A 24,097-nucleotide genomic window follows, 5' to 3' on the forward strand; every position below is an offset into this window, starting at 1 on the left:
GCTATGCGCGATCAGGTAATCATGCAAGACATCTGTTTTATTCGAGCGGACCCGGATCGGCCCGTGTATTACTACTGTGCCGCCGCGCCGAGCGTACAGGTCGCCGCAGGCAATCAACCCGATGTCCAACTGCAAATTTTCAGAAACCTCAACCAACCGGACGATCTTTACTACGCCACGCTGTCGTTGCAGACCCAGCTGGCCAGTTCGCCCGAAGCGGCGCAACGCGCCGCCGACGCCAGCCCGGACATACCGCGCAGTGCGATCTTATTGCCGCTGCAGGCGATCGCCTGCAGCGCGACGCTGAATATCCCCGATCTTATCCCCGGGCAGACCAGCAAAACCTCGCTGAGCGACCAGCAATATTGCTACCTGTCCGCCAAACTGGACGACGACGACGATATCCTGCTGCTGGCGAGCCTGATGCGCACGCCGGCCTCGACGCCGATCGCCGTCAGTTACAAAATCGACTACCTGCAGCAGCTGCCGCCGGCCACCTTCGAGCTGGAAGCCAACTGGGACCAGGTTTACCGTTACCTGCAGCGCTCGATAGGCTTTAACCTACTGATCTTTAGCGTCGGTATCGAGCAGACATCCACCCAGTTGATCAGCGAGAAAATCGTCACCGTCAAAGTCAGGGACACCGACCCCGACGGCCATATGGCGCAGGCGGCCGCCGAACTGACGCAGATCCTCACCAGCCAGTTCTTCACGCCGGTTATCGCCAACGAACCGCAGCAGACAAGCCCCAAAGCCGGCTTTTATCTGCAACAGGTCTCGGTTGAAAACATCGACCAACGTCGCCTGAGCGGCAAGATCAGCGAAACCACCGTCGTGCAGCGTTCGCTCTATCCGCAGGCCCTGTTCGCCCAGTTGGTCAACGGCACGGACTATCAGGCCGATCGCGCGATCGTCAAACGCGATCTGCAGGATGACTTTTTCGCCTATCGCGAGGTGCGAGTCAGCCTGCTGTCGGATGCCCTTGACGCCAATATCCTGCTGGTGACGGCCCGGTTGCGCTATGGCTCAAACAGCCGACAGCTGAAATTCACCCGCGACGACTTCGGGCCCAAACCGTTTAAGGAACCCAGCCTGATCGACCCGAAAACGGGAAAAATGCTGTGGCCGGTCGAGTATGACTTTACCGTGTACTTCAACCAGTCGATAGGCGGCGTAACTTCGGTCAGCTCCGGTAGCCTGCAAACGGAGATGAGCGAGGTCTTTCTGGACGTCGAGTCGCTCTACGGCCGCTATGATTTCGCGATCGAAGCGGCGCAACAATTTGACTGGCAGCGCTATCAATCCGTGCTGGTCACGCTACGCTATCGCCACCGGCAACAGGCGAACAGCAGCGTGTCGCGCAGCTTCCAAATTGACCATGCCAACCCGCGGGCCCACTACCCGGTCATGCTGCCGGAGCCGGACGAATACCAATTCGACGTCAACAAAACCTACAGCGCCGCCGTCAACTCACCGCATATTTCCGCCGAGCTGCAAGAACCGACCGGCCAGGACGTCTATCTATTCTCGACCCTGTATCGCCAGCGCGTGCTGACGCTGTCGGCCGACATGGACTGGCGCCGGGTGGAAATGGTCATCGTTTCCGCCAGCTACGCCTGCACGCCGGCGGAAACGCTGCAGCAGGTGTTTCAATTCACCGAATCCGACGCCGCCCCGCGCTGTTTCAGCGCCGATCAACTCGATCCCAAGCAGCTGACCGTCGATCTGGATATCTGGTTTACCTATCTACCCGGCGAAGGCGGCGATCGGCCCGAAAACGTGCAGTGCTCGACCGACGCCAACGCTCTCGATCTCGCTACCCTCGGTTAACTAAGGAAACGCCATGTTATTACTCAGAGCCAAAACCGCCACCATCAACAACATCACCTTCTTCGCCGACGATTCAGACGATAACCAGTTCTGGTATCTGCCCGGCGATATCCACATTGCGCAAAAGTCGGGCGAACCGGTGTTTTCGTTGATCAAATACACCGGCGACGCCAGCGACCCGCAAGGGGGATACATCAACTTCGAGGTCAATACGGCGATCGACGAGGCGGTGTTGAACCGTGCCTTTAACGACTATCTGCGCAAACTGAACGTTGATCCCAAGAACGCCCGCAAGGCCCAGGTACCGTATGATAAAGGCACGGTGAACTTCTTCGTGCTCGACGCGGGTGCCGCCAACGGTGAGCTGATCAGCGCCCCTTGCCCAAGCCTGTTCGGCAACAACAGCGCCATTTTCAGCGCCAAGCTGACGCCGTCCCAGGCGGTGATCCTCGAGGCCGCGTTCACCCAGGCCAAGGCGCCGGCCGCCGTCGCCTATAACCTCAGCTTCACCGGCATCACGCCGGCGCTGAAGGTCGAAGTGACCGCACAGTTCGAAAGCATCTACAAAGAGTTCGATCTGAAATTCGGCGCCAACATTCCCATCCCGGTGGAGACGCCGGCCAGCTTCTGGCTGGGCTTCGACAGCGTCATCAAAAAACTGCAGCAGGATCAGAAACTGGTGATCAAGGTCACCGAAAGCATGCCGGGCGACGAAGAGGCCAAAGAGAAAGAGTGGGCGCTGCAGTTCGTCAAGGAAGAGATCCTGAAAAGCTTTTTCAGCGCCACGCTCAAACCTAACGACGACAGCAACCCGCAGGCGAAATCCGCCAGCGACGCCATTCTGGATTCGCTTATCGCCAGCGACAAGAAAGAAGGCGAAGAAGCCGGCAAAGGCGGCCTGTTCCCCAGCGCTTCGCTGGAGATCAAGCTGGTACGGATCGAGGAAACCAAAAGCCTGAACTTCAACTACACCTCGTCGAAAGCCCTCAGCCAGTCCGCCGTGCCGCAAAACTTCATCGGCAGCGATATCCTGCACGCCCAGAAAACCGCGCCCTACTTTATTCAGGTCAACGTCAACGATCCGTTCTTCCAGCAGCTGGATTTGACCGTCCTCGGACCGGACAGCTTCGAGGAGTATGGGATCAAGGCCGCCACCTTTAACATCCGTTACAACAACCAGGTTTATACCGGCGCGCCTTTCACCAACGATGACGGGACATGGACCAAACGCATCGCCCGCAGCAGCGATAAGAACGAGCTGTTCCATGTCACCAGCGAATTCGCTTTCAAATCCGTAGCCTCCTCGGGCTGGGAAGGCAGCAGCAACTATCAGTCGCTGTCCGAATCGGCCTCGACGCTGCTGAACATGGATCCCGGCTCAGTGCTGTCGTTCAACGAGATCAGTATCTTCCTCGATCGCAAATTCTCTTGGGAAAACTGCAACCAGGTCATGGTGGAACTGAGCTATCAGGATGACAAAGGAAGCCGCAAGATCAAGAAATATACCTTTAACCAAGACGCGCACGAGAGCCAAACGTTCAAATACCGCTGTCTGACGGAGAAGCCCTGGGCGGTCAATTACACACTGATCTACTTCCTGGTAGGCGGGGAAACCGTCGAACGCAGCGGCAGCGAAAACCCGCCGGCGATCGTTATCCCCAATCTGGTTTAGGTGTGCGCCATGACCGATCGCAACGCAGTGTTACCCGCGGCATGGAACGCCCTGGTCAGCGCCCTGTGCAAGGAAGCGCCCCATTTGCAAAACACGCTGGCCCCGGACGTCGCCCGCTTCAGCCGTATGAAAGCGACGCCCGGCGGTTTGTCCGCCGCGTTTACCACCAGCCTGCTCGGTTATAACGGCAGCCCGTTGGAGTTCACCGTGTCGTCGGCCAAACCGCAGGGGCTCGCCTGCACGCTGGATCCCTTTTTACCGCGCTACGCGCAGCGGCGCGGCGTCGAGGCGTTTGTCCGACACAGTCAGACGATCACCGCAGCCCCGCTCGCCGATCCCGCCAACAGCCTGGAGGCGGTACGACGCATGCAATGTGCAAGCGTTCAGCCGTTGCGCTTCGGCGCCTGGCTTGGGCGAAAATACGCCCCGGATGCGATCAAAACCAAAGTCTACGTTGAAACCCCCACTGACATGGCGGCCGCGCCCAATGGATTGCAAGGGCCGCTCGCCGCCGAGGCCCGCCGCGCGGCGGGATTGACGCTGCTGATGGTGGGGTATTACCCGGAGTCTGCCGACTCTCCGCGCGAATATTACTACCAGTGGCACAGTGCGCGGATCACGCGCGACGATATCCTCGCCGTCATGCGGCTGTTCGAGGGAGAAAGCCGTTTTTCCGCCCTGATGCCGCTGCTGGACCGCGCGCTGCAGCAGCAGGACAGACGGGACTTCCCCCTGACCACCTACGGGTTCAGTCTGGGATACGCGCCGGACGGCAATTTGGAGAGTTTTACGCTGTTCGCCATGGCGGCAAGTTTTTTCGGCGACAACCGCCGCGTTTTTGACGGCATCACCGCGTTGCTGGCGCCTGATGGCCAAACCCTGCCGCTGCTTAACCGCGCGGTGAGCGAGCAGGTTCCGTTGCAGTACAACGTCGTCGGTTTTTCCTGCGATCGCCAGGGCAATCACAGCGTCAGCTGCACGTTCAGCCCGCAACACGCGCATTTCGAAATCCTGCCATGCAAAGCGCGCGAAACGGCACCGCTTGTGCCATTGCCGTTGGCGGAGCTGCTGGCGCAGCAGTGTGCCAGCGGCGCCTTTCCCTCTCATGTCAGAACGCCGGATGGCCGCTGGCACAAGGATGAAAATGCTTTTGTCACCGCCCAGGTGCTCCGCACGCTGGATTATAGCGCCCAGACCGCGCCCCATATCGAACTGGCGCTCGACTTCTTGCTCGGTTGCGAGAGCCGCCCGCATCACTTCCATTTTTGGCCTGCCGGCAAGCACCCCACCTGGATGGCGGGCCAGCGGATCGACGCTGACATCGACGATACCGCCATTATCACTGAGCTCTTGTATCGATTTCATCGGCGCTCGTTGGCGCAAGCCAAGCAAACGCTGGCGCAGATGCAGGCTTATCAGGTACAGCGCGTCGAACGGCGGCTGAAGACGACGCCCTATCCCTGGGCCGAGTGTTACGCCTTTCACACCTGGATGAAAGACGACGGTGATATCACGCAGTTGGACTGCTGCGTGAATACCAACGCGCTGATTTTAATCCATGCGTTGACCGCCGCTCACGGCAGCCCGCCGCCGGCCTATCCGCGCATTATCCAAATGCTGAATCAGGCGGTGAGCTGGAGCGACGGCGATTACAACCGCCTCAACGCGTTAACGCCCTATTATGCCCACCCGCATGAGTGGCTGAGTACGCTGGAATACGCCAGGCAGCACGGGGTGCCGCAGCTTTCACCGGCGATCGATGCGCTGGCCGCCTGGCGCTTGCCGGCGACCAATGACGAAAGCCCGCTCTATCGCCGTCACGACGGTCATTTTCTTTGGACTTCCGCCTGCCTGAACCAGTTCAGACATCTGGCACGCCTTTCTTCCCTGGAGGATCGCTATGAACATCTTTCTCAATGATCTGGTGACGCTGAACAAGGTCATTTTGGACAACGCGCGCGAACAGTTTCCCGACGCCGAAGCCCCCCGTCTGCGCTACCGCGCCGCGCCCGCGCCGGTGGCCGACGAACTGCAGGCCGATGTTTGTACCGAAGTCGTCTCGGGAGAGACGCGCTATCGCATCGCTACCACCAGTGACGGTACGCGCTGGCATATGACGGTGGATTTCGCGCTCAGCCGCGCCGTTCAGCAGGTGCCCTACGTGGTGCTGACCTTCAGCACTTTCGGCAAGGTCGAAGAAATGATCTTCGAACAGGTTTTGCTGGACGCCCCGCCGACCCGCTACCGCGCCCAGCTCGACCTGGACCGCCTGGAACAGCGTGACGCGCTGCTGCGAGCGCTGTCGGATTATGACTCGCAAACCACGCTGGTGGTCGCCATCGTCACCGATAACGGGCTCCTCAACACCATCACCTCGCCGAAAGTCTTCTACTTCGCCGAGAACTACTATCCCTATATCTATCAGGGCATCCTGCCGCCGCCGCCGCGCCTGCAGCTGATCCTCACGCCGCTGGCCTTCGGGCATCTGTGGTACAACTACTATCAGGACTATGTACGAAAAAACTATCTTTATTACCTGCCGGATACTTTCCTGCTGGCGACCAACGCCGCCGAGGACGACAAACCGATGCTGTCTATCTCGTTTTCTGCAGCGCCGCACGCGACCTCGCTCAACGATGTCGAAGTGACGTTCGACTATTTCCTGTCGCCCAAGGTCAATCAGGCGCGCATCGGCGACGCCACCACACAGTTCACGCAGATGCAACCGGACGGCAAGCTGGCACCGTTCGCCAACGCGGACACCCTGACGCTGCAGCTGGGGCTGCCGGACGGAAAAACGGAGGAAAAAAACGCGCTGATCAATCTGCAGAGCGGCATCGTGGATTCATTCACGCTGCCCGCCAACCAATTTGGATTGATTTGGGATGCCTTCTTCGATCGGTCGCCGCAAAACCTGCTGCTCAAGGGATATCTGGCGGTGCAGTTCACCGGCTTCAACCCGGATAATCTGCCCGTAGCGCTGGCGCTGGATGCCAAATACCAGAACAGGCTGCCGGATTTCATCAAGCAATCCGCACCGGCGGACATCAATAAGACCGTGGAATTCCGCAGCGACGCAGGCGCCTACGATCCTGCCGGACCGCGACCAATCAAGCGCATGCTGGTCAGCATCGACAACCAAACCATTGAGCTGGACAAGGAACATCCCGTTCAATCGGTTAACGTGAAGATTTCCGTGCTGGAACTGATCCTGCATCCGGACAAGAAGCTGGTGTATCACTACGATTTGCAGATTATCTACGTCGACGGCGGCAAAAAGTCCTCCTACGACAATACGTCCAGCTTCGAGATTATTTACGTCCCCTGAACGGGGAAAGAATGGCGGCGCGGCCGGGCGGCATCCAGCCCGGTGCGCCGGAACAGAGGATCAGCGTTTTTTCTTTTTGTTGAAATCCAGCTCGAAGGCGAACACGGCGCTCTGAATTTTGCGCTCCATCGCCAATCCGAGCTTAAGAAAGCGGCATGACAGGCGCGAGAAGTGCACCACCTGGTCGTTATCGTCGGTTTCCTGATCGTCGTTGACCACCACCAGCTCCATATTGACCTTGAAGCTGCCGTAGCTGCCCAGATCCAGCTCCGCTTTCTTGAACTGCAAGCCTGGCTGGAAGAAATCCGGCAGCGGGCCGTCGAAGCGTAAACCGACGCCGCCGGCGGAGAGATCGTGGATCCGCAGCTCGTACGGCGTGCCGTCCGGGTATTCGCCGGTACAAAAGAATTGGCGCCAGTGCGGCGTAGTGATGCGGAATTGACGGCGACGCTGGATATAGACCAGCTCCTGCGGCAGCCGGGTCGAACAGGCCTGTACGCCCTGATGTTCGGTCAGCTCCGCCTGGGGGACGGAAAACTCGATTTTGGCGTCGTTGCTTTCAATCACGATGGTGCAAGCGCCGTCGATGGCGCTCGAGGCTTCCTCACCGCTAAACACGATATTGTCCGGCCCGACGCTCAATAACAGACTTTGAAACCGGTGCTGCTGATTTTCTACGCGCAGCGGCGTGCGTTGTTTGCAAATTTCTCGCAGAATCGCCAGAACTTCAAAACGCTCCCGTTTGATAAACAGTCCGTTATCGCTGTGCTCCACACGTGTCTCCTGACTTTTTTTCTAATGACGTCTTACGTATTCCTTACGGTTATCATCTCTGGGAATATTCCTAAAGTCAAATTTGCCAGCGTTGCCAGGCCTGCGGCAGCAGGCGCGCGAAACGTTTCGCCCATGCCTGTTGCCCGCGTTCGTCAGCGACCAAATCCTGGCGAATTTCGATGCCGACGTAAGGCAAACCGCGGCGCTCCGCGTGCACCGGCAACGTGTAATCGGTGGCGTCCGTCATCGCATAAGGTTCGTTAATACCCACCTGCAGATCCCCCTCTTCACGCAGCAGTTCAGCTAACAGCAGCGCAAATTCCGGGTAGCGGTTAAACAACAGCCCCACCTGCCAGGGGCGCGGTTGCCCCTTGAACACCGGCGTGAAGCTGTGCATGGCGATCACCGCCGTCGGCAGTTCGCGCAGTTGGCGTTGCCCCAGATGCTCGTCGATGGCGTGGTGATACGGCAAAAATACCTCGCGCTCACGCGCCAGCGCGTGTTCGGCGTCGATGCCGATATTGCCGGGGATGGGCGTCAGTTCAGACAAATGCGGGATCGAGCTGGCGATGCCGGGTGCCCGGTTGCAGTCGATCACCAACCGTGAGTAACGCTGATGAATCAGCGTGGCGTCCAGTTGGCGGCTCAGATGGCGCGATACGCCCAGCGCGCCGATATCCCAGCCGATGTGGCGCTCGATCTCCCCCGGCGGTAAGCCGAGATCCCCGAGGGATTGCGGTATCGCCTTGCCGGCGTGATCGCACAGCAGCAAAAATGGCGCTTTGCCGCGCGGGGTTTCAACGGCGGCGGCGGGCGGTTCATCGGCGGACAATAACGGCGGGATAAACGAATGAGGCATGAAAGGCTCCGGCGGTGGAAAGCAAAACGTTTATCGTAGCGCTATCCCGTCGCCGGCCCCAAGGTCGTGCTTAGATCAAAAAGGCATGAGTCAGACGCCGATCATGCCGTCTCGGCTTCCTGCGGCTGATGCACCGCAATATAACGTTGATAACGCGACGGCTTGAGCCGCGAGGTATCCACCAGCACCAGGCCGTCGATGCAGTTGTTGAAGGCCGGATCGGTGCCAAAGTCGATAAACTGCACCCCGCCCGGTTCGCACAGCTCGGTGTACTGTTTGTACAGCGTCGGGATCGAGCAGCCGATGTTGCTGAGCAGGCTCTTCAGCCGCACCAGATCTTCCTGGTAGTTATCCCCGGCAAACTGCGCCAGCACCTGCGGCAACGACGCCGGATAAGGACGACGCGACTGCGCGAAGGCGTGGTCCGGCGAGAAATAGAGCCGATAGAAGGCGATCAACAGATCCCGCGCCGCCAGCGGCATGCCGCCGGAAATGGATACCGGGCCGAACAGATAGCGATACTGCGGGTATTTCGACAGATAGGCGCCGATGCCCAGCCACAAATAGTCCAGCCCGCGCTTGCCCCAATAGGCCGGCTGAATGAAGCTGCGCCCCAGCTCGATGCCCTGCGCCAGGATCGGTTCCATATCGCGATCATAGTGGAACAGGCTGTTGCTGTAGATGCTCTCCAGGCCCTTACGCGCGATTTGTTCGGCGGTGGGGATAAAACGATAGGCGCCGACGATCTCCAGCTCCTCTTCATCCCACAACACCAGGTGATAATAATCGTCGTCGTAGCTGTCCAGATCGCGGCGGCGGCCGGATCCTTCCCCCACCGCGCGGAAAGCGATCTCGCGCAGGCGCCCCAGCTCGCGCAGGATCGGCGTGCGCGCTTCATCGTGACGGCGATAGAGATAGATGGTTTTGCCGTCCGGCGTCACCCCCAGCCGTTCGCAGTTCGCCAGCGCCTTTTTCAGCTCCAGACGCTCTTCCGGCAACGCGATCGGCGATTCGCTGGCGAACAGCCCCGGTTTGCCCTGGCCCAGGCGATACACGTGACGGCGAAAGCGCTCCGCCAGATCCTTGGCGCTGGTGTGGCCATCGTGCCAGTTGGCGAACGGCACGCGGCCGCCGATGCGGATCCTGATGCGCCCGCCCCGCTGCTGGAACATTTCACGCACCAGCAGCAGCGTCGACAGCGGACGGTAGACCAGCGACGTAAAGTAGAACAGGTTGCTGTTGCGCGCGCTGATATGAATCGGCACGATCGGCGCGCGCGCCTTGGCGGCCAGACGCAGAAAACCGGTATGCCAGTGGCCGTCGCGGATGCCTTTCGGGCTCATGCGCGACACTTCGCCGGCCGGGAACAGGATCAGCGCGCCCTGATTGTCCAGCTGCTGCTGCATGCCTTCTATCTGTTTGCGGCTGGTTTTATAAGCGACGTTATCCACCGGCACGAACAGGTTGCGCAGCGGTTCGATGTAAGTCAGCAGTTGGCTGGCCACCACTTTCACATCCGGACGCACCGCCGCGACGGCGCGCAACAGCACCAGTCCGTCGAGCGAGCCGATCGGGTGATTGGCCACGAGCACCACCGGCCCCTGGCTGGGGATGTTTTCCAGATCGCCGTCCACCAGCTCGCAGCTGAGGTTAAAGTAGTCCACCACCTGCTCGATCAGATCGAGCCCTTTCAGGTGGGGATAGTCGGCGGCGAACTGTTTGAATTCTTTTTCGAAGAGAAGGGTTCTTAGCAGGCTGCGCTGCCAGGCAGGGGTATTGCGGTGTGGAAATGCATCTTGCAACAGAGAATCCAGGCTGAACATCGCGTTATCTCCTGACGTAGTCGCTGCAAACTTAAGCCAGAGCCATGACTCTGACATGTCAGTCACATGACAATAAAATGAATCCATCGACTATCAGGTATAGCAAAGTAATGGCGATTTGGGAGCGAAAGACGCATTTTCGCCCCCACTTCCCCTCACATCGGCGCCAGCAACGCTTCAATGCGGCGGTTCACCGCCTCACGCAGGCGCTATCGGCTGCAGATCCTCGCCGGGATGGGCCACGAACGGATCGCCGGAGGGAAACGCATGGCCGCTGTCGTTCACCCTCACCCGCTGCAATGCGGCGCTATTACACGCGCCGGCATAAAAAAACAGTGAAAGCCCGGCGGCTGCCGAATTATCGCTGCGGCTTTCGGCCTCGACGGACTGAATAATTAAATGCCGGGAATTGTCGACTGAAAAATAACGAATTTGCCGTTTTCAGTTTGCGTTGACGCTGCTTTCGGTTGGCGCTCAAATGAAAGCAAAAACAAATATAAGCAACTGATAGATATAGATATTTTAAAATTAATCGATTGCATTTCAGTGTTTCGTTTGCTGTAATTCGCCACGAACAACTGAAAGCGCTCCGGTCGGTATCGCTGCGGCTTATTAAGCCGCGGTCGGGCACGGCTACAGGTAAATCAGGAGTCTGCGTTAATGATCACTACCGCAAAACGCCGGGAATTAATTATCGACCCGCTGTGCCGCGAAGGCGCGGTGCGCGTGGAACCGCTCAGCCAGCTGCTTTCGGTCTCCAGAGCGTCACCATCCGCATCAATCGCGACGTCAAACACATCCTCGCCGACGCCAGCAAATTTGGCCGCACAAGTTTTTGCACGATCGCGACATCGGCCAGATCCACCGCCTGGTCACCGACAGCCGCATTCCGGAACACTGTCTGCAGGCGCTGCACCATTTAGGGATCGACGTGATTATCGCCGACCGTTAACCGAGGCTTTTTAAGGAGCTGTCATCATGGACGCGTATTTCTCTTACGAGGCGAATTGGCTGAAGCAGCGCAACGCCTGGCACACCGCCGCAGAAATTTGGCAACAGCCGGATCTGTGGGCGGCGCTGCACCGGCAGCTGCAGGATCAACAGGCGCAATGGCAGCCGTTTCTGGCGCCGCTGCTGGCCAATCCGCGCCTGCAGATCGTGCTGTGCGGCGCCGGCAGCTCGGCGTTCGCCGGCCGCGCCCTGGCCCCCTGGCTGCGCGAACGCACCGGCCGCGACGTGGTGGCCTACGGCACTACCGATATCGTCGCCAACCCGCTGCAGTATCTCGACCCTGAGCGGCCGACGCTGCTGGTCTCCTTCGCCCGCTCGGGCAACAGCCCGGAGAGCGTGGCGACGGTGGAGCTGGCCGACCAGCTGCTGCCGGAAAGCTACCACATGATGCTGGTGTGCAACCCGGACAGCAAGCTGGCGCAGTATGCGCATCGGCGCGACAACGTCTGTTCGCTGGTGATGCCGCAAGGTTCTAACGATCAGAGCTTCGCCATGACCTCCAGCTTCAGCTGCATGATGCTGAGCGCCGCGCTGCTGCTCGGCCCTCTGTCGCTCGAGGCCGCCCAGGCGCCGCTGCACGCCATGGTGCAGCGCTGCCGCGCACTGCGAGAAACGCTGCAGCCGCAGGTGAAGGCGCTGGCCACCGGCGGCTTCCGCCGCTACATCACCCTCGGCGGCAGCTGCTTTACCGGCCTCGCCGAAGAGGCCTCGCTCAAGATGCTGGAGCTGACCGCCGGGCGCATCGTTACGCGCTACGACTCGCCGCTCGGCCTGCGTCATGGCCCGAAATTCATGGTCGACGGCCAGACGCTGGTGGTGTTGATGTTCTCGCGCGACGACTACGCCCGCCAGTATGACCGCGATCTGTGGAACGAACTGCAGCGCGATGGGCAGGCGATGCAGCTGGTCGGATTGACCGGCGAGCGCCAACCCCTCGCCGATACCCTGCTGCATATGCACGATGCGGCAGACGATATCTGGCTGCTGTTCCCGTATCTGCTGTTCACCCAGATGCTGGCCTTCGAGAGTTCGCTGGCATTGGGGCTCACCCCGGACAACCCCTGCCCGACCGGCGAAGTTAACCGGGTGGTGAAAGGCGTGACGATTTACCGTTTTCCTTCCCCCGAGCTGTAAGGAGATCCCATGTATCTGATAGCCAACCGAGACATGCTGCTCAAGGCGCAGCGCCAGGGTTACGCCGTTCCGGCGTTTAACGTTCACAATCTGGAAACCGTGCAGGTGGTAGCGGAGACTGCCGCCGAGCTGCGCTCGCCGGTGATCATGGCCGGCACGCCCGGCACCTTCAGCTATGCCGGCACCGACTACCTGATCGGTATCTGTCAGGCGGCCGCGCACCGCTACGATCTGCCGCTGGCGCTGCATCTGGATCATCACGAAGAGCTCAATGACATCGAGCACAAGGTGAAAAGCGGCATCCGCTCGGTCATGATCGACGGCTCCCATTTGCCGTTCGAGCAGAATATCGCCAAGGTGGCCGCCGCAGTGGCCCTGTGCCATCGCTACGGCGCCAGCGTGGAGGCGGAGCTGGGCCGCCTGGGCGGGCAAGAGGACGATCTGATCGTCGATACGGCGGACAGCTTCTATACCGACCCGGTGGCGGCACGCGAGTTTGTCGCCGCCACCGGCATCGATTCGCTGGCGGTGGCGATCGGTTCCGCCCACGGCCTGTATCGCGGCGAACCGAAGCTGGACTTCGAACGCCTGGCGCTGATCCGCGAACAGGTGGACGTGCCGTTGGTGCTGCATGGCGCCTCCGGCATTCCGGAAGCGATGGTCAAGCGCGCGATTTCGCTCGGCGTTTGCAAGGTCAACGTCGCCACCGAATTGAAAATCGCCTTCGCCGATGCGGTAAAAAGCTACTTTTCACAGCACCCGGATGCCAACGATCCGCGCAAATACATCGTCCCCGGCAAGCTGGCGATGAAAGAAGTGGTGGCGGAAAAGATCCGCATCTGCGGCAGCAGCGGCATGCTGTAACCCCACGCCCGCCCCCGGTTTCAGTGGCTGCACCACGGGGGCGAAAACATCCCGCCATTTTCCGCTTTCCTGAGAGAACGATCACAGCCTGTTATCCCGCCCGCGCCGGAAATCATTAACCGGTCTTCACTATGATCCAAATCATGGTTTTACTCATCCTACCTCTCTATTATCAAATTCATTGAATGCAGGCAGTAGGATTTTTGCCCATTCGTTTTTATTTCGCCAAGCGAAATAGCTTATTTGATGAAAACAAGCGCGCTTGTTTTTTAATTGGCAGTGTTTTTACTCTGAAAGGAACAGCGTATGAACCATTACTTAGCCGTATTAAGCGCATTGGTCATTCTGCCCTTCGCTCTGCAAGCAAAACCGCTTTCCGGCAGCCAGGTCGCCTCTGGCGTCGTCCGCTTCACCGGCGCCATTACCACGCCTGCATGCACCGTCAAACATCAGGATGAAAAGCTTATCTCCAGCTGCTTCGGTAAAGTGACAGAATATCAGAGCGGGTATATATCCTCTTCGTTAAAAGCGATGCCAAAAGAATTAATTTCTGCCGTCAGCAGTGAGATGGTGAATAACGATCCCCATTTAAAGCGCGTGACCATCAGCTATAAGTAACCACAAAGCGTTACTGCCTGCTGAAATAATAAACAAGACACAACTTGTCTTGATGACTTATAAATTTATTTTATAAATTTATCGCACAATAACTCCCCGCCTTACCGTAAGCCGGCTATTCGGGCGACCCTGCGGTCGCCCATCAGCATGTCCGAAATCCGCCATCGCTCCCTTCCATTTCATGCGATAATCGCCCTACCAAACCGAGGAGTGATCCAGATGCAGACTTTTTTGATTGATCGTACCGCCACGCCGGTGGGAGAACTGGTGCTGATTGCCGATGAACAGGGGCGCCTGCGGGCGATTGACTGGACCGATCACGAAGCGCGCCTGATGAAGCTGCTGAATACCCACTACCGCGCCGATCGGTTCACCCTGCGCGAACAGCGCGATCCCAGCGGGCTGACCGACGCCATGCAGCGCTATTTCGCCGGTGAACTGAGCATTATCGATCGGTTACCGGTGATGACCGCCGGCACCGAGTTCCAACGCACCGTCTGGCACCAGCTGCGCCAAATCCCCTGCGGCGAGATCCTGACCTACGGCCAGCTCGCGCAACGCATCGGCCGTCCGACCGCCTCGCGCGCAGTCGGCATGGCCAACGGTTCAAACCCGATCAGCATCGTCGTGCCCTGCCACCGAGTGATCGGTTCGCAAGGCGCACTGACCGGCTATGCCGGCGGCGTACAGCGCAAACAATGGCTGCTGCAGCACGAAGGCTACCTGCCTAAAAGCCTGCTGTAGCCGCGCCAGGCGATTATCCGGCGCCATTGTTTGGCGACGCTTAATAAAGCCCATTGCTCAACGCCACGCTCGCAGGCCGCTGGGCCCTATGAATAACTTGTGTGAATAAAACGCATAAGTCACAAATAATACTCATAACTTCAGTCCCCTACAGAATAATCGGCGGCATGTGTGCGTAAAATTCGCACACAATGCCCCTATTCAGACTAATGCTACCCTTATCAGCTGCGGCAAAAGATGTTAAAATTGACTCATATCAATTATTGAATGAGCGTAATCTATGATCCCGGAAAAACGCGTGATTCGTCGTATCCAGTCTGGTGGTTGTGCGATCCATTGCCAGGACTGCAGCATCAGCCAGCTGTGCATTCCTTTCACCCTTAATGCCCACGAGCTGGATCAGCTCGACAACATTATCGAGAGGAAAAAGCCTATTCAGAAAGGCCAGACCCTGTTCAAGGCCGGCGACGAGCTGAAATCGCTGTACGCGATCCGTTCCGGGACCATCAAGAGCTACACCATCACCGAGCAAGGCGACGAGCAGATCACCGGCTTCCACCTGGCGGGTGACCTGGTGGGCTTTGACGCCATCGGCGGCCTGAAGCACCCAAGCTTCGCCCAGGCGCTGGAAACCTCGATGGTGTGCGAAATTCCGTTCGAGACCCTCGACGATCTGTCCGGCAAAATGCCGAACCTGCGTCAGCAGATCATGCGGTTGATGAGCGGCGAGATCAAAGGCGACCAGGACATGATCCTGCTGTTGTCGAAGAAAAACGCCGAAGAGCGCCTGGCGGCGTTCGTTTACAACCTGTCGCGCCGCTTTGCGGAGCGCGGTTTCTCTCCGCGCGAGTTCCGTTTGACCATGACCCGCGGCGATATCGGCAACTATCTCGGCCTGACGGTGGAAACCATCAGCCGGCTGCTGGGCCGCTTCCAGAAAAGCGAAATCCTCAGCGTGAAAGGCAAATACATCACCATCGAAAACGCCGACGCCCTGTCGGTGCTGGCCGGTACGCCGCGTATCAACGTGACCGTCAACGCCTGATTCTCCTGCCGGATCACCATTTCCCCGAAATTGTTGATCCGGCACGCTTCTGTTGTTGTTCTGTTTTTCAATGTTGGGTTACTCTGTAAATTAACAGACTGTTGATTTCAGCTGTAAGGAGGCCCTATGGCGAAGTATCAGAATCTTCTGGTGGCTATTGACCCCAATCAGGACGATCAGCCGGCATTGCGCCGCGCCGTGTACCTGGTAAAACGGAACGGCGGGCGCATCAAGGCCTTCCTGCCCATCTATGACTTCTCTTACGAAATGACGACCCTGCTCTCCCCGGATGAAAGAACGGCGATGCGGCAAGGTGTGATCAGCCAACGCGCCGCCTGGATCAACGAGCAGTGCCGCTTCTATCTCAACGACGGCGTGCCGATCGAAATCAAAGTGGTCTGGCATAACCGCCCCTTCGAAGCCATCATTCAGGAAGTGCTTTCCGGCCAACATGACCTGCTGCTGAAAATGGCGCACCAACACGACCGGTTGGAGTCGGTGATCTTTACCCCCACCGACTGGCACCTGCTGCGCAAATGCCCTTGCCCGGTGTGGATGGTGAAAGACCAGCCCTGGCCGGAAGGCGGCAAGGCGCTGGTGGCGGTCAATCTGGCCAGCGAAGAACCCTATCACGACCCGCTCAATATCAAACTGGTGCAAGAAACCGTCGAACTGGCGCAAAACGTCAACCAGACCGAGGTTCACCTGGTCGGCGCCTATCCCGTTACCCCGATCAACATCGCCATCGAATTGCCCGACTTCGACCCGAGCGTCTACAACGACGCCATTCGCGGCCAGCATCTGATCGCCATGAAGGCGCTGCGGCAAAAATTCTGCATTAAGGAAGAGTTCACCCACGTGGAAAAAGGCCTGCCGGAAGAGGTGATACCCGATCTGGCCGAACACCTGCAGGCCGGCGTGGTGGTGCTGGGCACCTTGGGCCGCACCGGCATTTCAGCCGCCTTTATCGGCAACACGGCGGAACATGTGATCGATCATCTGAAATGCGACCTGCTGGTGATTAAACCGGAAAACTTCAACTGCCCGATCGAGGCGGATGAAGACGACGAACACGACGACGAAGATTAAGCTTCGCGCATAAAGAAACGGGCCGCTGAAAAGCGGCCCGTTTTTCTTTGGTTGCCCAATTTTACTTCTGCAATGCCCGCAAAATCGCTTCCACGCTGTCTTTGGCGTCGCCAAACAGCATTTGGGTGTTCTCCTTGAAGAACAGCGGGTTCTGCACGCCGGCGTAGCCGGTGTTCATCGACCGTTTGAACGCGATCACGTTCTGCGCTTTCCACACTTCCAATACCGGCATGCCGGCGATCGGGCTGCGCGGATCTTCCAGCGCCGCCGGGTTCACCGTATCGTTGGCGCCGATCACCAGCACGGTGTCGGTATCCGGGAAATCGTCGTTGATTTCATCCATCTCCAGCACCACGTCGTACGGCACCTTCGCCTCTGCCAGCAGCACGTTCATGTGGCCCGGCAAGCGCCCCGCGACCGGGTGAATGCCGAAGCGCACCTTCACGCCGCGCGCCCGCAGTTTTTCGGTGATTTCCGCCACCGGATACTGCGCCTGCGCCACCGCCATGCCGTAGCCCGGGGTGATGATCACCGAGGTGGAGTTTTTCAACTGCTCGGCCACCTCTTCCGCCGTGGTTTCACGGTATTCGCCCATCTCTTCGGCATCGCCGGTGGATGAACCGTCGCTGCCGAAACCGCCGGCGATCACGCTGATAAACGAGCGGTTCATCGCCTTGCACATGATGTAAGACAGGATCGCCCCCGAAGAACCCACCAGCGCGCCGGTGACGATCAGCAGATCGTTGCTCAGCATGAAGCCCGCCGCGGCCGCCGCCCACCCCGAGTAGGAGTTGAGCATCGACACCACCACCGGCATGTCGGCGCCGCCGATCGAGGCGACCAGATGCCAGCCGAACGCCAGCGCGATCGCCGTCATCAGCAGCAGCGTCACCACCTGCCAGCCCACGCTGTCGGTGCGCACGAACGCCACCAGCAGCAGGAACGAGATCACCAGCGCCGCCAGGTTCAGCTTGTGGCGATTCGGCAGCATCAACGGCTTGGAAGAAATGATGCCGCGCAGCTTGCCGAAGGCGACGATAGACCCGGTGAAGGTCACCGCACCGATAAAGATGCCGAGGAACACTTCGGTCAGATGGATATTCGCCATCACCGGCTCCATCGGCGCACCGTGATCCAGATAGCTGTTGAAACCGACCAGCACCGCGGCCAGGCCAACGAAGCTGTGCAGCACCGCCACCAGCTCCGGCATTTCGGTCATCTCGACCTTCTTCGCCAGATAGACGCCGATCGAGCCGCCGATGATCATGGCGATGATGATCCAGCCGACGTTGCCGGAATCCGGCCCCAGAATGGTCGCGATCAGCGCGATCGCCATGCCGGCGACGCCAAACAGGTTGCCCTGCTTCGACGTTTCATGACGCGACAGGCCCGCCAGGCTGAAAATAAACAAAATAGCGGCAACAATGTATGCAGCTGTAACCAATCCTCCAGACATTTGTTACCCCTTAGTTCTTGCGGAACATCTTCAGCATGCGCTGAGTGACGGTGAACCCACCGAAAATATTGATGCTGGCGATCAGCACGGCGATAAAGGAGAGGAAACTCACCCAGCCGCCGTGGCCAATTTGCAGCAGCGCACCGACCACGATAATCCCTGAGATCGCGTTGGTGACCGACATCAACGGGGTATGCAGCGCATGGCTGACGTTCCAGACCACGTAGTACCCGACCACGCAGGCCAGCGCGAACACGGTAAAGTGCGACAGGAACTCTTTCGGGGCTGCGTCCGCCAGCCAGCCGAACAGCAGGATCGCCAGAGCCATCAGGCCGTACTTCAGCCACGGCGAGGTCGGCTTGGCTTCAGGTTTGGCGACCGGTGCGGCGGCGGGCGCCGCTTTCGGCTGGGCGGAAACCTGGATCGGCGGCGCCGGCCAGGTGATTTCACCGCTGCGCACCACGGTAACGCCGCGGATCACCGTATCGTCGAAATCGATATCGATCTCGCCGTTCTTCTCTTTCGACAGCAGCTTCAGCAGGTTGACCAGGTTGGTGCCGTACAGCTGCGAAGATTGTGTCGGCAAGCGGCTCGGCAGATCGGTATAGCCGATGATTTTCACGCCGTTGTCGGTCACGGTAATGGTGTCGGCCACGGTCAGTTCGCAGTTGCCGCCGGTTTGCGCCGCCAGATCGACGATCACGCTGCCCGGCTTCATCGACACCACCATCTCTTTGGTGATCAGCTTCGGCGCCGGTTTACCCGGGATCAGCGCGGTGGTGACGATGATGTCAACCTCCGCCGCCTGTGCGGCGAACAGCGCCATCTCTGCCTTGATAAAGGCTTCGGACATCACTTTGGCGTAACCGTCGCCGCTGCCCGCTTCCTCTTCAAAATCCAGCTCGAGGAATTCCGCGCCCATGCTCTGCACCTGCTCTTTCACTTCCGGGCGGGTGTCGAAGGCGCGCACGATGGCGCCGAGGCTGCCCGCAGCGCCGATCGCCGCCAGGCCGGCCACGCCGGCGCCGATGATCATCACCTTGGCCGGCGGCACTTTGCCGGCGGCGGTGATCTGGCCGGTGAAGAAGCGGCCGAACTCATGCGCCGCCTCGACGATGGCGCGGTAGCCGGCGATGTTGGCCATCGAGCTCAGCGCATCCATCGACTGGGCGCGCGAGATGCGCGGCACCGAGTCCATCGCCAGCGCGGTGACGTTGCGCGCCGCCAGCTTGGCCATCAGCTCGGGGTTTTGCGCCGGCCAGATAAAGCTGACCAGCGTGCTGCCTTCGCGCATCAAGGCGATCTCGTCGTCTTGCGGCGCGTTGACTTTCAGGATCAGATCCGACTGCCACACGTCGTTTTCGTCGACCAGCGCCGCGCCGGCGGCTTCGTAGGCGACGTCGTCAAAACTGGCCAGTTTTCCCGCCCCGCGTTCAATCGCGACGGTAAAACCCAGCTTCAGCAGTTGTTCCACCGTTTTCGGCGTGGCTGCGACCCGGGCTTCATTGGCCAACCGCTCTCTTGGTACACCAATACGCATAATGTTCCCTTCTCACCTGTCTTGGATGATGTTTATTATTTTCCTGCCCATAGAACGGCGCCATCGGCGAGCGAGGCGTCAACTTGCCCGCACTGATTTCAGACGCCAACTATAACCTACTGAAAATAAGGTCGATGATCCATAATTGCTTACGCATTCAGCCCTGTTTTTACATAAAAACGCCGGGCGCGATATGACAAATCGCAATTTACAGTGAAAAAATGCATACAGAACAGCACATTCTGCATGGTTAGAGGTTTGCGCCCGGCGTAACGATTTATCGCCATGCGGGGCGGGTAAGCATAAAAGTTATCATTTTGTGAATAATTAACACTAATGACACCAAAGCCTTTATTATGGAAACTTATGGCGGCGGCGCCATCCGTGCGACCCGCGTCACCGTCAAGGATTTGTCGCACGGGATAACATAAAATGCTGAGACAGTTTTCAGAATTACATGTAATAATCGACGGCTGAATTACACTTAAACAGTTCAGTACGTTATAAACGTTAATGCGCTAGGCGAAAGGATTTTTTATGAAGCTGAAGACCACGATCATCGCGTCAGCCTTGTTATCACTCACCGCGCTGTCCGCTCATGCGGCGCAAGAGTTAACTCCTGAGAAAGCAGCGGCGCTGAAGCCGTTTGATCGCATCACGATTACCGGCCGCTTCAATGCGATCAATGAAGCCGTCGACGCCGTATCCCGCCGTGCAGACAAACTGGGTGCCGATTCCTTCTATATCCAGGACAGCAACAACAGCAACAACGGCGGCAACTGGCGCGTCACCGCAGACCTTTATCATAAAGATGCGCCAGAAGTGAGCAAAACACCAAAATACCGCGTATTTAACGGCGTGAATGAACTGCCTAAAGAGGAAGCCTACCTGCTTGAGCCTTACGATACCGTGAGCGTCAGCGGTTTCTACCGCAGCCAGCCGGACATTAACGACGCCATCTCCAAAGAAGCGCAGAAAAAAGGCGCCGCCTCGTTCTTCATCGTGCGCCAGGTTGACGCCAACTCCGGCGGCAACCAGTTCGTCACCGCCTACATCTATAAGGCCGATGCGCCGAAACGCCGCGTGCAGAGCCCGGACGCCATCCCAGCCGATTCTGACGCCGGCCGCGCCGCGCTGGCCGCCGGCGGCGCCGCAGCCGCGAAAGTCGAAATTCCTGGCGTCGCGTCTTCCGGTTCACCAAGCCGCGAAGTGGGCCGTTTCTTCGAAACCCAGTCCTCTACCGGCCAACGCTATACCGTCACGCTGCCTAACGGCACCAAGATTCAGGAAGTGAACAACGTCACCGCCGCGCAGATGGTGCCATTCGATTCCGTCACCTTCACCGGCCACTTCAACAGCATGACTGACGTGTCCACCGAAGTGGCGAAACGCGCGGCCGAGAAAGGCGCCAAGTACTACCACGTCACTCGCCAGTGGCAGAACAAGAGCGGCGGCAACCTGACCGTCAGCGCCGATCTGTTCAAATAAAACCCGCTTTTCGGTTTACCATCGGGCAGCCCTTGAGCTGCCCGTTTTTATTGCCGATCTTTTCGCCGCTCGTTGAATAGTTTTTTGTAAATTCCGCATATTCAATCATTGCATCTCTAATCATCCCTCCGTAGAATTTGCGCCAATTTTTAGGGCTATTGTCTATTAGCGCAATGGTTGTTAACACATTGTTGCCGCCAAGCAGTTCCCTTCCAGTTGTTTATTCTGCGTTCAGGATCCGTCATTGGAAAAAAAACTCGGTCTTACCGCGCTAACCGCTTTGGTGCTCAGCTCGATGCTGGGCGCCGGCGTGTTCAGTCTGCCGCAAAACATGGCGCAGGTCGCCAGCCCCGCCGCGCTGCTGCTGGGTTGGGGGATCACCGGCGTCGGCATTCTGTTTTTGGCGTTTGCCATGCTGTTGCTTACGCGTCTGCGCCCGGATCTGGACGGCGGCATCTTCACCTACGCCAAAGAGGGATTCGGCGAGCTGATGGGCTTCTGCTCGGCCTGGGGTTACTGGCTGTGCGCCGTGATCGCCAACGTCTCGTATCTGGTGATCGTGTTCGCGGCATTGAGCATTTTCACCGATCGCGGCGGCAACGTTATTCTCGGTGACGGCAATACCTGGCAGGCGCTGATCGCCGAATCCGCCCTGCTGTGGATCGTGCACGCCCTGGTGCTGCGCGGCGTGCAAACCGCCGCCAGCATCAATCTTGCGGCCACTCTCGCCAAGCTGCTGCCGCTGGGGATGTTCGCCGTTCTGGCGGCGATTGCCTTTAAAATGGACGTGTTCACGCTGGACTTCCAGGGGATCGCCCTCGGCAAGCCGGTATGGGAACAGGTCAAGGACACCATGCTGATCACCCTGTGGGTGTTTATCGGCGTGGAAGGCGCCGTGGTGGTTTCCGCGCGCGCGCGCAATAAGAAGGACGTAGGCCGCGCGACCATGTTGGCGGTGCTGTCGGCGCTGGCGGTGTATCTGATGGTCACCTTGCTGTCGCTGGGCGTGGTGCCGCGCAGCGAACTGGCCGACATGCGCAACCCGTCGATGGCAGTGCTGATGGTGGAACTGATTGGCCCGTGGGGAGACGTAATCATCGCCGCCGGTCTTATCATTTCCGTGTGCGGCGCCTACCTCAGCTGGACCATCATGGCGGCGGAAGTCCCCCTGCTGGCCGCACAGCACGGCGCATTTCCACGCGTGTTCGGCAAGCAGAACCGCCATCACGCCCCATCGTCTTCGCTGTGGCTGACCAACATCGCGGTGCAGCTGGCGTTGGTGCTGATCTGGTTGACCGGCAGCAACTACAACTCGCTGTTGACCATCGCGTCGGAAATGATCCTGGTGCCTTACTTCCTGGTCGGCGCATTTCTGTTCAAGGTGGCTTACCGTCGCCGCGACAAGCGCCTGATCTTCGCCGCCACCGGCGCCTGCGTCTATGGTTTATGGCTGCTGTACGCTTCCGGGCTGATGCACCTGCTGATGTCGGTGCTGCTGTATGCGCCGGGCCTGTTGGTGTTCATGTACGCCCGCCGCGGCCATCAGGATATCAATCTGCTGAATCGCCTGGAAAAAGGCAGCATCTTACTGCTGCTGGTGGCCACGCTGCCCGCCGGCTGGTTTATGCTGCACTAAAGTGTCCCGTCAATGCGGCTGCCCGTCAGCCGCATTTTGCTTCCTCTTTTTCCCCTGCTACCGCGTTCCCCCCCTTTGCACAGTCAGCCATGCGCCACGCTTGCGATCTCAAATGCAATTAATTATCATTATCATTTATTGATTAATGGTAAGACGCGAGTGCCCCTGGCGAGAGGCGTCAGGCGGCGGATGAAGACAGGTTGAATATGGAAGGCATTTCATGGCTGAGAAACTGCTGCACGCATTACCTTTGTTTACCGCTTGGGAGGCGCTGATCGCCGAGGGCAACATGGCGTTTAATCAGCGGCACGATCGCCAGGCGATGACGCGCTATCAACAGGCGCTGGAGGGGGCTCAGGCGATCATCGCCGAGAAGCCCTGGCTGAATGCGGAATATACCGCCAGATTTGAAGCGCTGAATATTTTCGAGTCTGCCCTTGCCGCGCTGATCGTCACGTTCAACAACATTACCCATCTGCGCCTGCGGCAGAAGCCTCTGCGCGGCGTCGAGCTGCATGTTCATCAGGCCCGAGTCGCTATCGAGCAACTGTTGGACGATACGTCGCTGTGCGAACAGATGCAGCAGATCGCCGAACGGCACCTGCTGCGCTTCAGGATTGAAACCCTGCACTTGCTGCGCGAACACCGGTTGCCGGAAACCAGCGTCTGCGCGCCGGCGGCCAACGCTTCCGCTACCTTGCATTAAAAGTGACACACCAATCTGAGGGCCATCTGTAATGAATGAATTGAATGACGAGATGAAGAAGATGCTGGCTAAACAGCTGCCTGTGCAGGCGACCAGCAGCCCGAACGGCGTTCCCGATATCGGCCCCAAGCGCTCTTTGCGCCTCTATGATGACCGTACGCTGATTTACAACGAAAATACCGGTGGCCAAACGCTGAAAAACATCAAGGCCGGCTCGAAAATGGCCGTTGTGGTCATCGATCGCGAGGCGCTGGACGGTTACCGCTTCGTTGGCACGCCCGAACTGTTTCTGGCGGGCAAGCCGTTTGACGATGCGTTGACGTTTGCGGAAAAAAACGGAATGAAGCCGCCGAAGTACGCGGTGTTAATTCATATAGACAGTATTTATACCCTGCGCTCCGGCCCGAATGCCGGGACCCAGCTCTAGACGCCGGCCGTCATGCGGCGTGAGACATCACGTTCATGGTTAGGCCATCGCGA

Annotated in this window: 20 protein-coding genes and 1 pseudogene; 15 read left to right on the plus strand and 6 right to left on the minus strand. The window is 58.7% G+C overall.

Annotated features, from left to right (window positions below; all coding sequences use genetic code 11):
- Positions 1-63: 63 nt before the first annotated feature.
- Genes ACJ8IP_RS04385 through ACJ8IP_RS04400 form a run of 4 tightly spaced genes read left to right on the plus strand, consistent with a single transcriptional unit; the run spans position 64 to position 6,830 of the window.
- A complete protein-coding gene (locus ACJ8IP_RS04385; RefSeq protein WP_442524320.1) occupies positions 64-1,830 on the plus strand; it encodes a hypothetical protein in 1,767 nt (588 codons plus the stop codon).
- A 13-nt stretch (positions 1,831-1,843) separates the two neighbouring features.
- Positions 1,844-3,502 carry a hypothetical protein gene (locus ACJ8IP_RS04390; protein WP_164106224.1) on the plus strand — a complete coding sequence of 553 codons (1,659 nt, stop codon included), beginning with the start codon at positions 1,844-1,846 and terminating at the stop codon, positions 3,500-3,502.
- Between the two features lie 9 nt (positions 3,503-3,511).
- Positions 3,512-5,422 carry a hypothetical protein gene (locus tag ACJ8IP_RS04395; protein ID WP_164106223.1) on the plus strand — a complete coding sequence of 637 codons (1,911 nt, stop codon included), beginning with the start codon at positions 3,512-3,514 and terminating at the stop codon, positions 5,420-5,422.
- A complete protein-coding gene (locus tag ACJ8IP_RS04400) occupies positions 5,403-6,830 on the plus strand; it encodes a hypothetical protein (RefSeq protein ID WP_164106222.1) in 1,428 nt (475 codons plus the stop codon). Before ACJ8IP_RS04395 ends, ACJ8IP_RS04400 begins: the two co-directional genes overlap by 20 nt.
- Positions 6,831-6,890: 60 nt before the next feature.
- On the opposite strand, the gene ACJ8IP_RS04405 is transcribed toward ACJ8IP_RS04400, so the two are convergent.
- The 3 genes from ACJ8IP_RS04405 to ACJ8IP_RS04415 all read right to left on the minus strand — a co-directional run bounded on the left by ACJ8IP_RS04405 (position 6,891) and on the right by ACJ8IP_RS04415 (position 10,286).
- Positions 6,891-7,604 carry a flagellar brake protein gene (locus tag ACJ8IP_RS04405; protein WP_033643201.1) on the minus strand — a complete coding sequence of 238 codons (714 nt, stop codon included), beginning with the start codon at positions 7,602-7,604 and terminating at the stop codon, positions 6,891-6,893.
- Positions 7,605-7,680: 76 nt separating this feature from the next.
- Positions 7,681-8,463 (minus strand): N-formylglutamate amidohydrolase, encoded by a 783-nt coding sequence (locus ACJ8IP_RS04410; protein ID WP_033650300.1) that lies wholly within the window; start codon positions 8,461-8,463, stop codon positions 7,681-7,683.
- Between the two features lie 101 nt (positions 8,464-8,564).
- Positions 8,565-10,286: a lysophospholipid acyltransferase family protein gene (locus tag ACJ8IP_RS04415; RefSeq protein ID WP_033643203.1), complete on the minus strand. Its 1,722-nt coding sequence runs from the start codon at positions 10,284-10,286 to the stop codon at positions 8,565-8,567.
- A gap of 788 nt (positions 10,287-11,074) precedes the next feature.
- Between ACJ8IP_RS04415 and ACJ8IP_RS04420 the strand changes: the two are divergent.
- From ACJ8IP_RS04420 to uspE, 7 genes and pseudogenes are all read left to right on the plus strand, one after another.
- Positions 11,075-11,238 (plus strand): annotated as a pseudogene (locus ACJ8IP_RS04420) (transcriptional repressor AgaR); the annotation flags it as partial.
- 26 nt (positions 11,239-11,264) lie between these two features.
- Positions 11,265-12,431, plus strand: coding sequence for an SIS domain-containing protein (locus ACJ8IP_RS04425; protein WP_164106221.1), 1,167 nt, complete (start codon positions 11,265-11,267; stop codon positions 12,429-12,431).
- 9 nt (positions 12,432-12,440) lie between these two features.
- Entirely contained in the window at positions 12,441-13,295 is an 855-nt protein-coding gene (locus tag ACJ8IP_RS04430) for a tagatose bisphosphate family class II aldolase (protein ID WP_147837987.1), read from the plus strand.
- 306 nt (positions 13,296-13,601) lie between these two features.
- Positions 13,602-13,913, plus strand: coding sequence for a hypothetical protein (locus tag ACJ8IP_RS04435; RefSeq protein WP_147837988.1), 312 nt, complete (start codon positions 13,602-13,604; stop codon positions 13,911-13,913).
- A 219-nt stretch (positions 13,914-14,132) separates the two neighbouring features.
- Positions 14,133-14,657, plus strand: a complete 525-nt coding sequence (gene ogt, locus ACJ8IP_RS04440; protein WP_072627599.1) for a methylated-DNA--[protein]-cysteine S-methyltransferase — start codon at positions 14,133-14,135, stop codon at positions 14,655-14,657.
- Positions 14,658-14,937: 280 nt separating this feature from the next.
- On the plus strand, positions 14,938-15,702 hold the full coding sequence (locus ACJ8IP_RS04445; RefSeq protein ID WP_004938278.1) for an FNR family transcription factor: 765 nt from the start codon (positions 14,938-14,940) through the stop codon (positions 15,700-15,702).
- Between the two features lie 126 nt (positions 15,703-15,828).
- Positions 15,829-16,791: a universal stress protein UspE gene (gene uspE, locus ACJ8IP_RS04450; RefSeq protein WP_004938281.1), complete on the plus strand. Its 963-nt coding sequence runs from the start codon at positions 15,829-15,831 to the stop codon at positions 16,789-16,791.
- A gap of 61 nt (positions 16,792-16,852) precedes the next feature.
- Here uspE and pntB read toward each other — a convergent pair whose 3' ends face one another.
- Together pntB and pntA are read right to left on the minus strand one after the other, a co-directional pair.
- A complete protein-coding gene (gene pntB, locus ACJ8IP_RS04455; protein WP_025159771.1) occupies positions 16,853-18,247 on the minus strand; it encodes a Re/Si-specific NAD(P)(+) transhydrogenase subunit beta in 1,395 nt (464 codons plus the stop codon).
- A 10-nt stretch (positions 18,248-18,257) separates the two neighbouring features.
- Positions 18,258-19,787, minus strand: coding sequence for a Re/Si-specific NAD(P)(+) transhydrogenase subunit alpha (gene pntA, locus ACJ8IP_RS04460; RefSeq protein WP_164106220.1), 1,530 nt, complete (start codon positions 19,785-19,787; stop codon positions 18,258-18,260).
- Positions 19,788-20,324: 537 nt separating this feature from the next.
- Between pntA and ydgH the strand changes: the two genes are divergently transcribed.
- Positions 20,325-21,275 (plus strand): DUF1471 family protein YdgH, encoded by a 951-nt coding sequence (ydgH, locus tag ACJ8IP_RS04465; RefSeq protein WP_025302966.1) that lies wholly within the window; start codon positions 20,325-20,327, stop codon positions 21,273-21,275.
- Here ydgH and ACJ8IP_RS04470 read toward each other — a convergent pair.
- Complete coding sequence (locus tag ACJ8IP_RS04470; RefSeq protein WP_147837989.1) at positions 21,268-21,462, minus strand: hypothetical protein; 195 nt, start codon at positions 21,460-21,462, stop codon at positions 21,268-21,270. The genes ydgH and ACJ8IP_RS04470 overlap by 8 nt on opposite strands.
- Before the next feature lie 57 nt (positions 21,463-21,519).
- Here ACJ8IP_RS04470 and ACJ8IP_RS04475 point away from each other — a divergent pair, with 57 nt between their 5' ends.
- The 3 genes from ACJ8IP_RS04475 to ACJ8IP_RS04485 all read left to right on the plus strand — a co-directional run bounded on the left by ACJ8IP_RS04475 (position 21,520) and on the right by ACJ8IP_RS04485 (position 24,044).
- The gene (locus ACJ8IP_RS04475; protein ID WP_033643208.1) at positions 21,520-22,911 is read left to right on the plus strand and encodes an amino acid permease; all 1,392 of its coding nucleotides are present in this window, start codon (positions 21,520-21,522) and stop codon (positions 22,909-22,911) included.
- A 220-nt stretch (positions 22,912-23,131) separates the two neighbouring features.
- Positions 23,132-23,617 (plus strand): hypothetical protein, encoded by a 486-nt coding sequence (locus tag ACJ8IP_RS04480; protein WP_442524321.1) that lies wholly within the window; start codon positions 23,132-23,134, stop codon positions 23,615-23,617.
- A gap of 31 nt (positions 23,618-23,648) precedes the next feature.
- Entirely contained in the window at positions 23,649-24,044 is a 396-nt protein-coding gene (locus ACJ8IP_RS04485) for a pyridoxamine 5'-phosphate oxidase family protein (protein ID WP_033643210.1), read from the plus strand.
- Positions 24,045-24,097: the final 53 nt, after the last annotated feature.

This window comes from Serratia sp. CY52157 (genome assembly GCF_052168495.1).
GTDB lineage: Bacteria > Pseudomonadota > Gammaproteobacteria > Enterobacterales > Enterobacteriaceae > Serratia > Serratia ureilytica.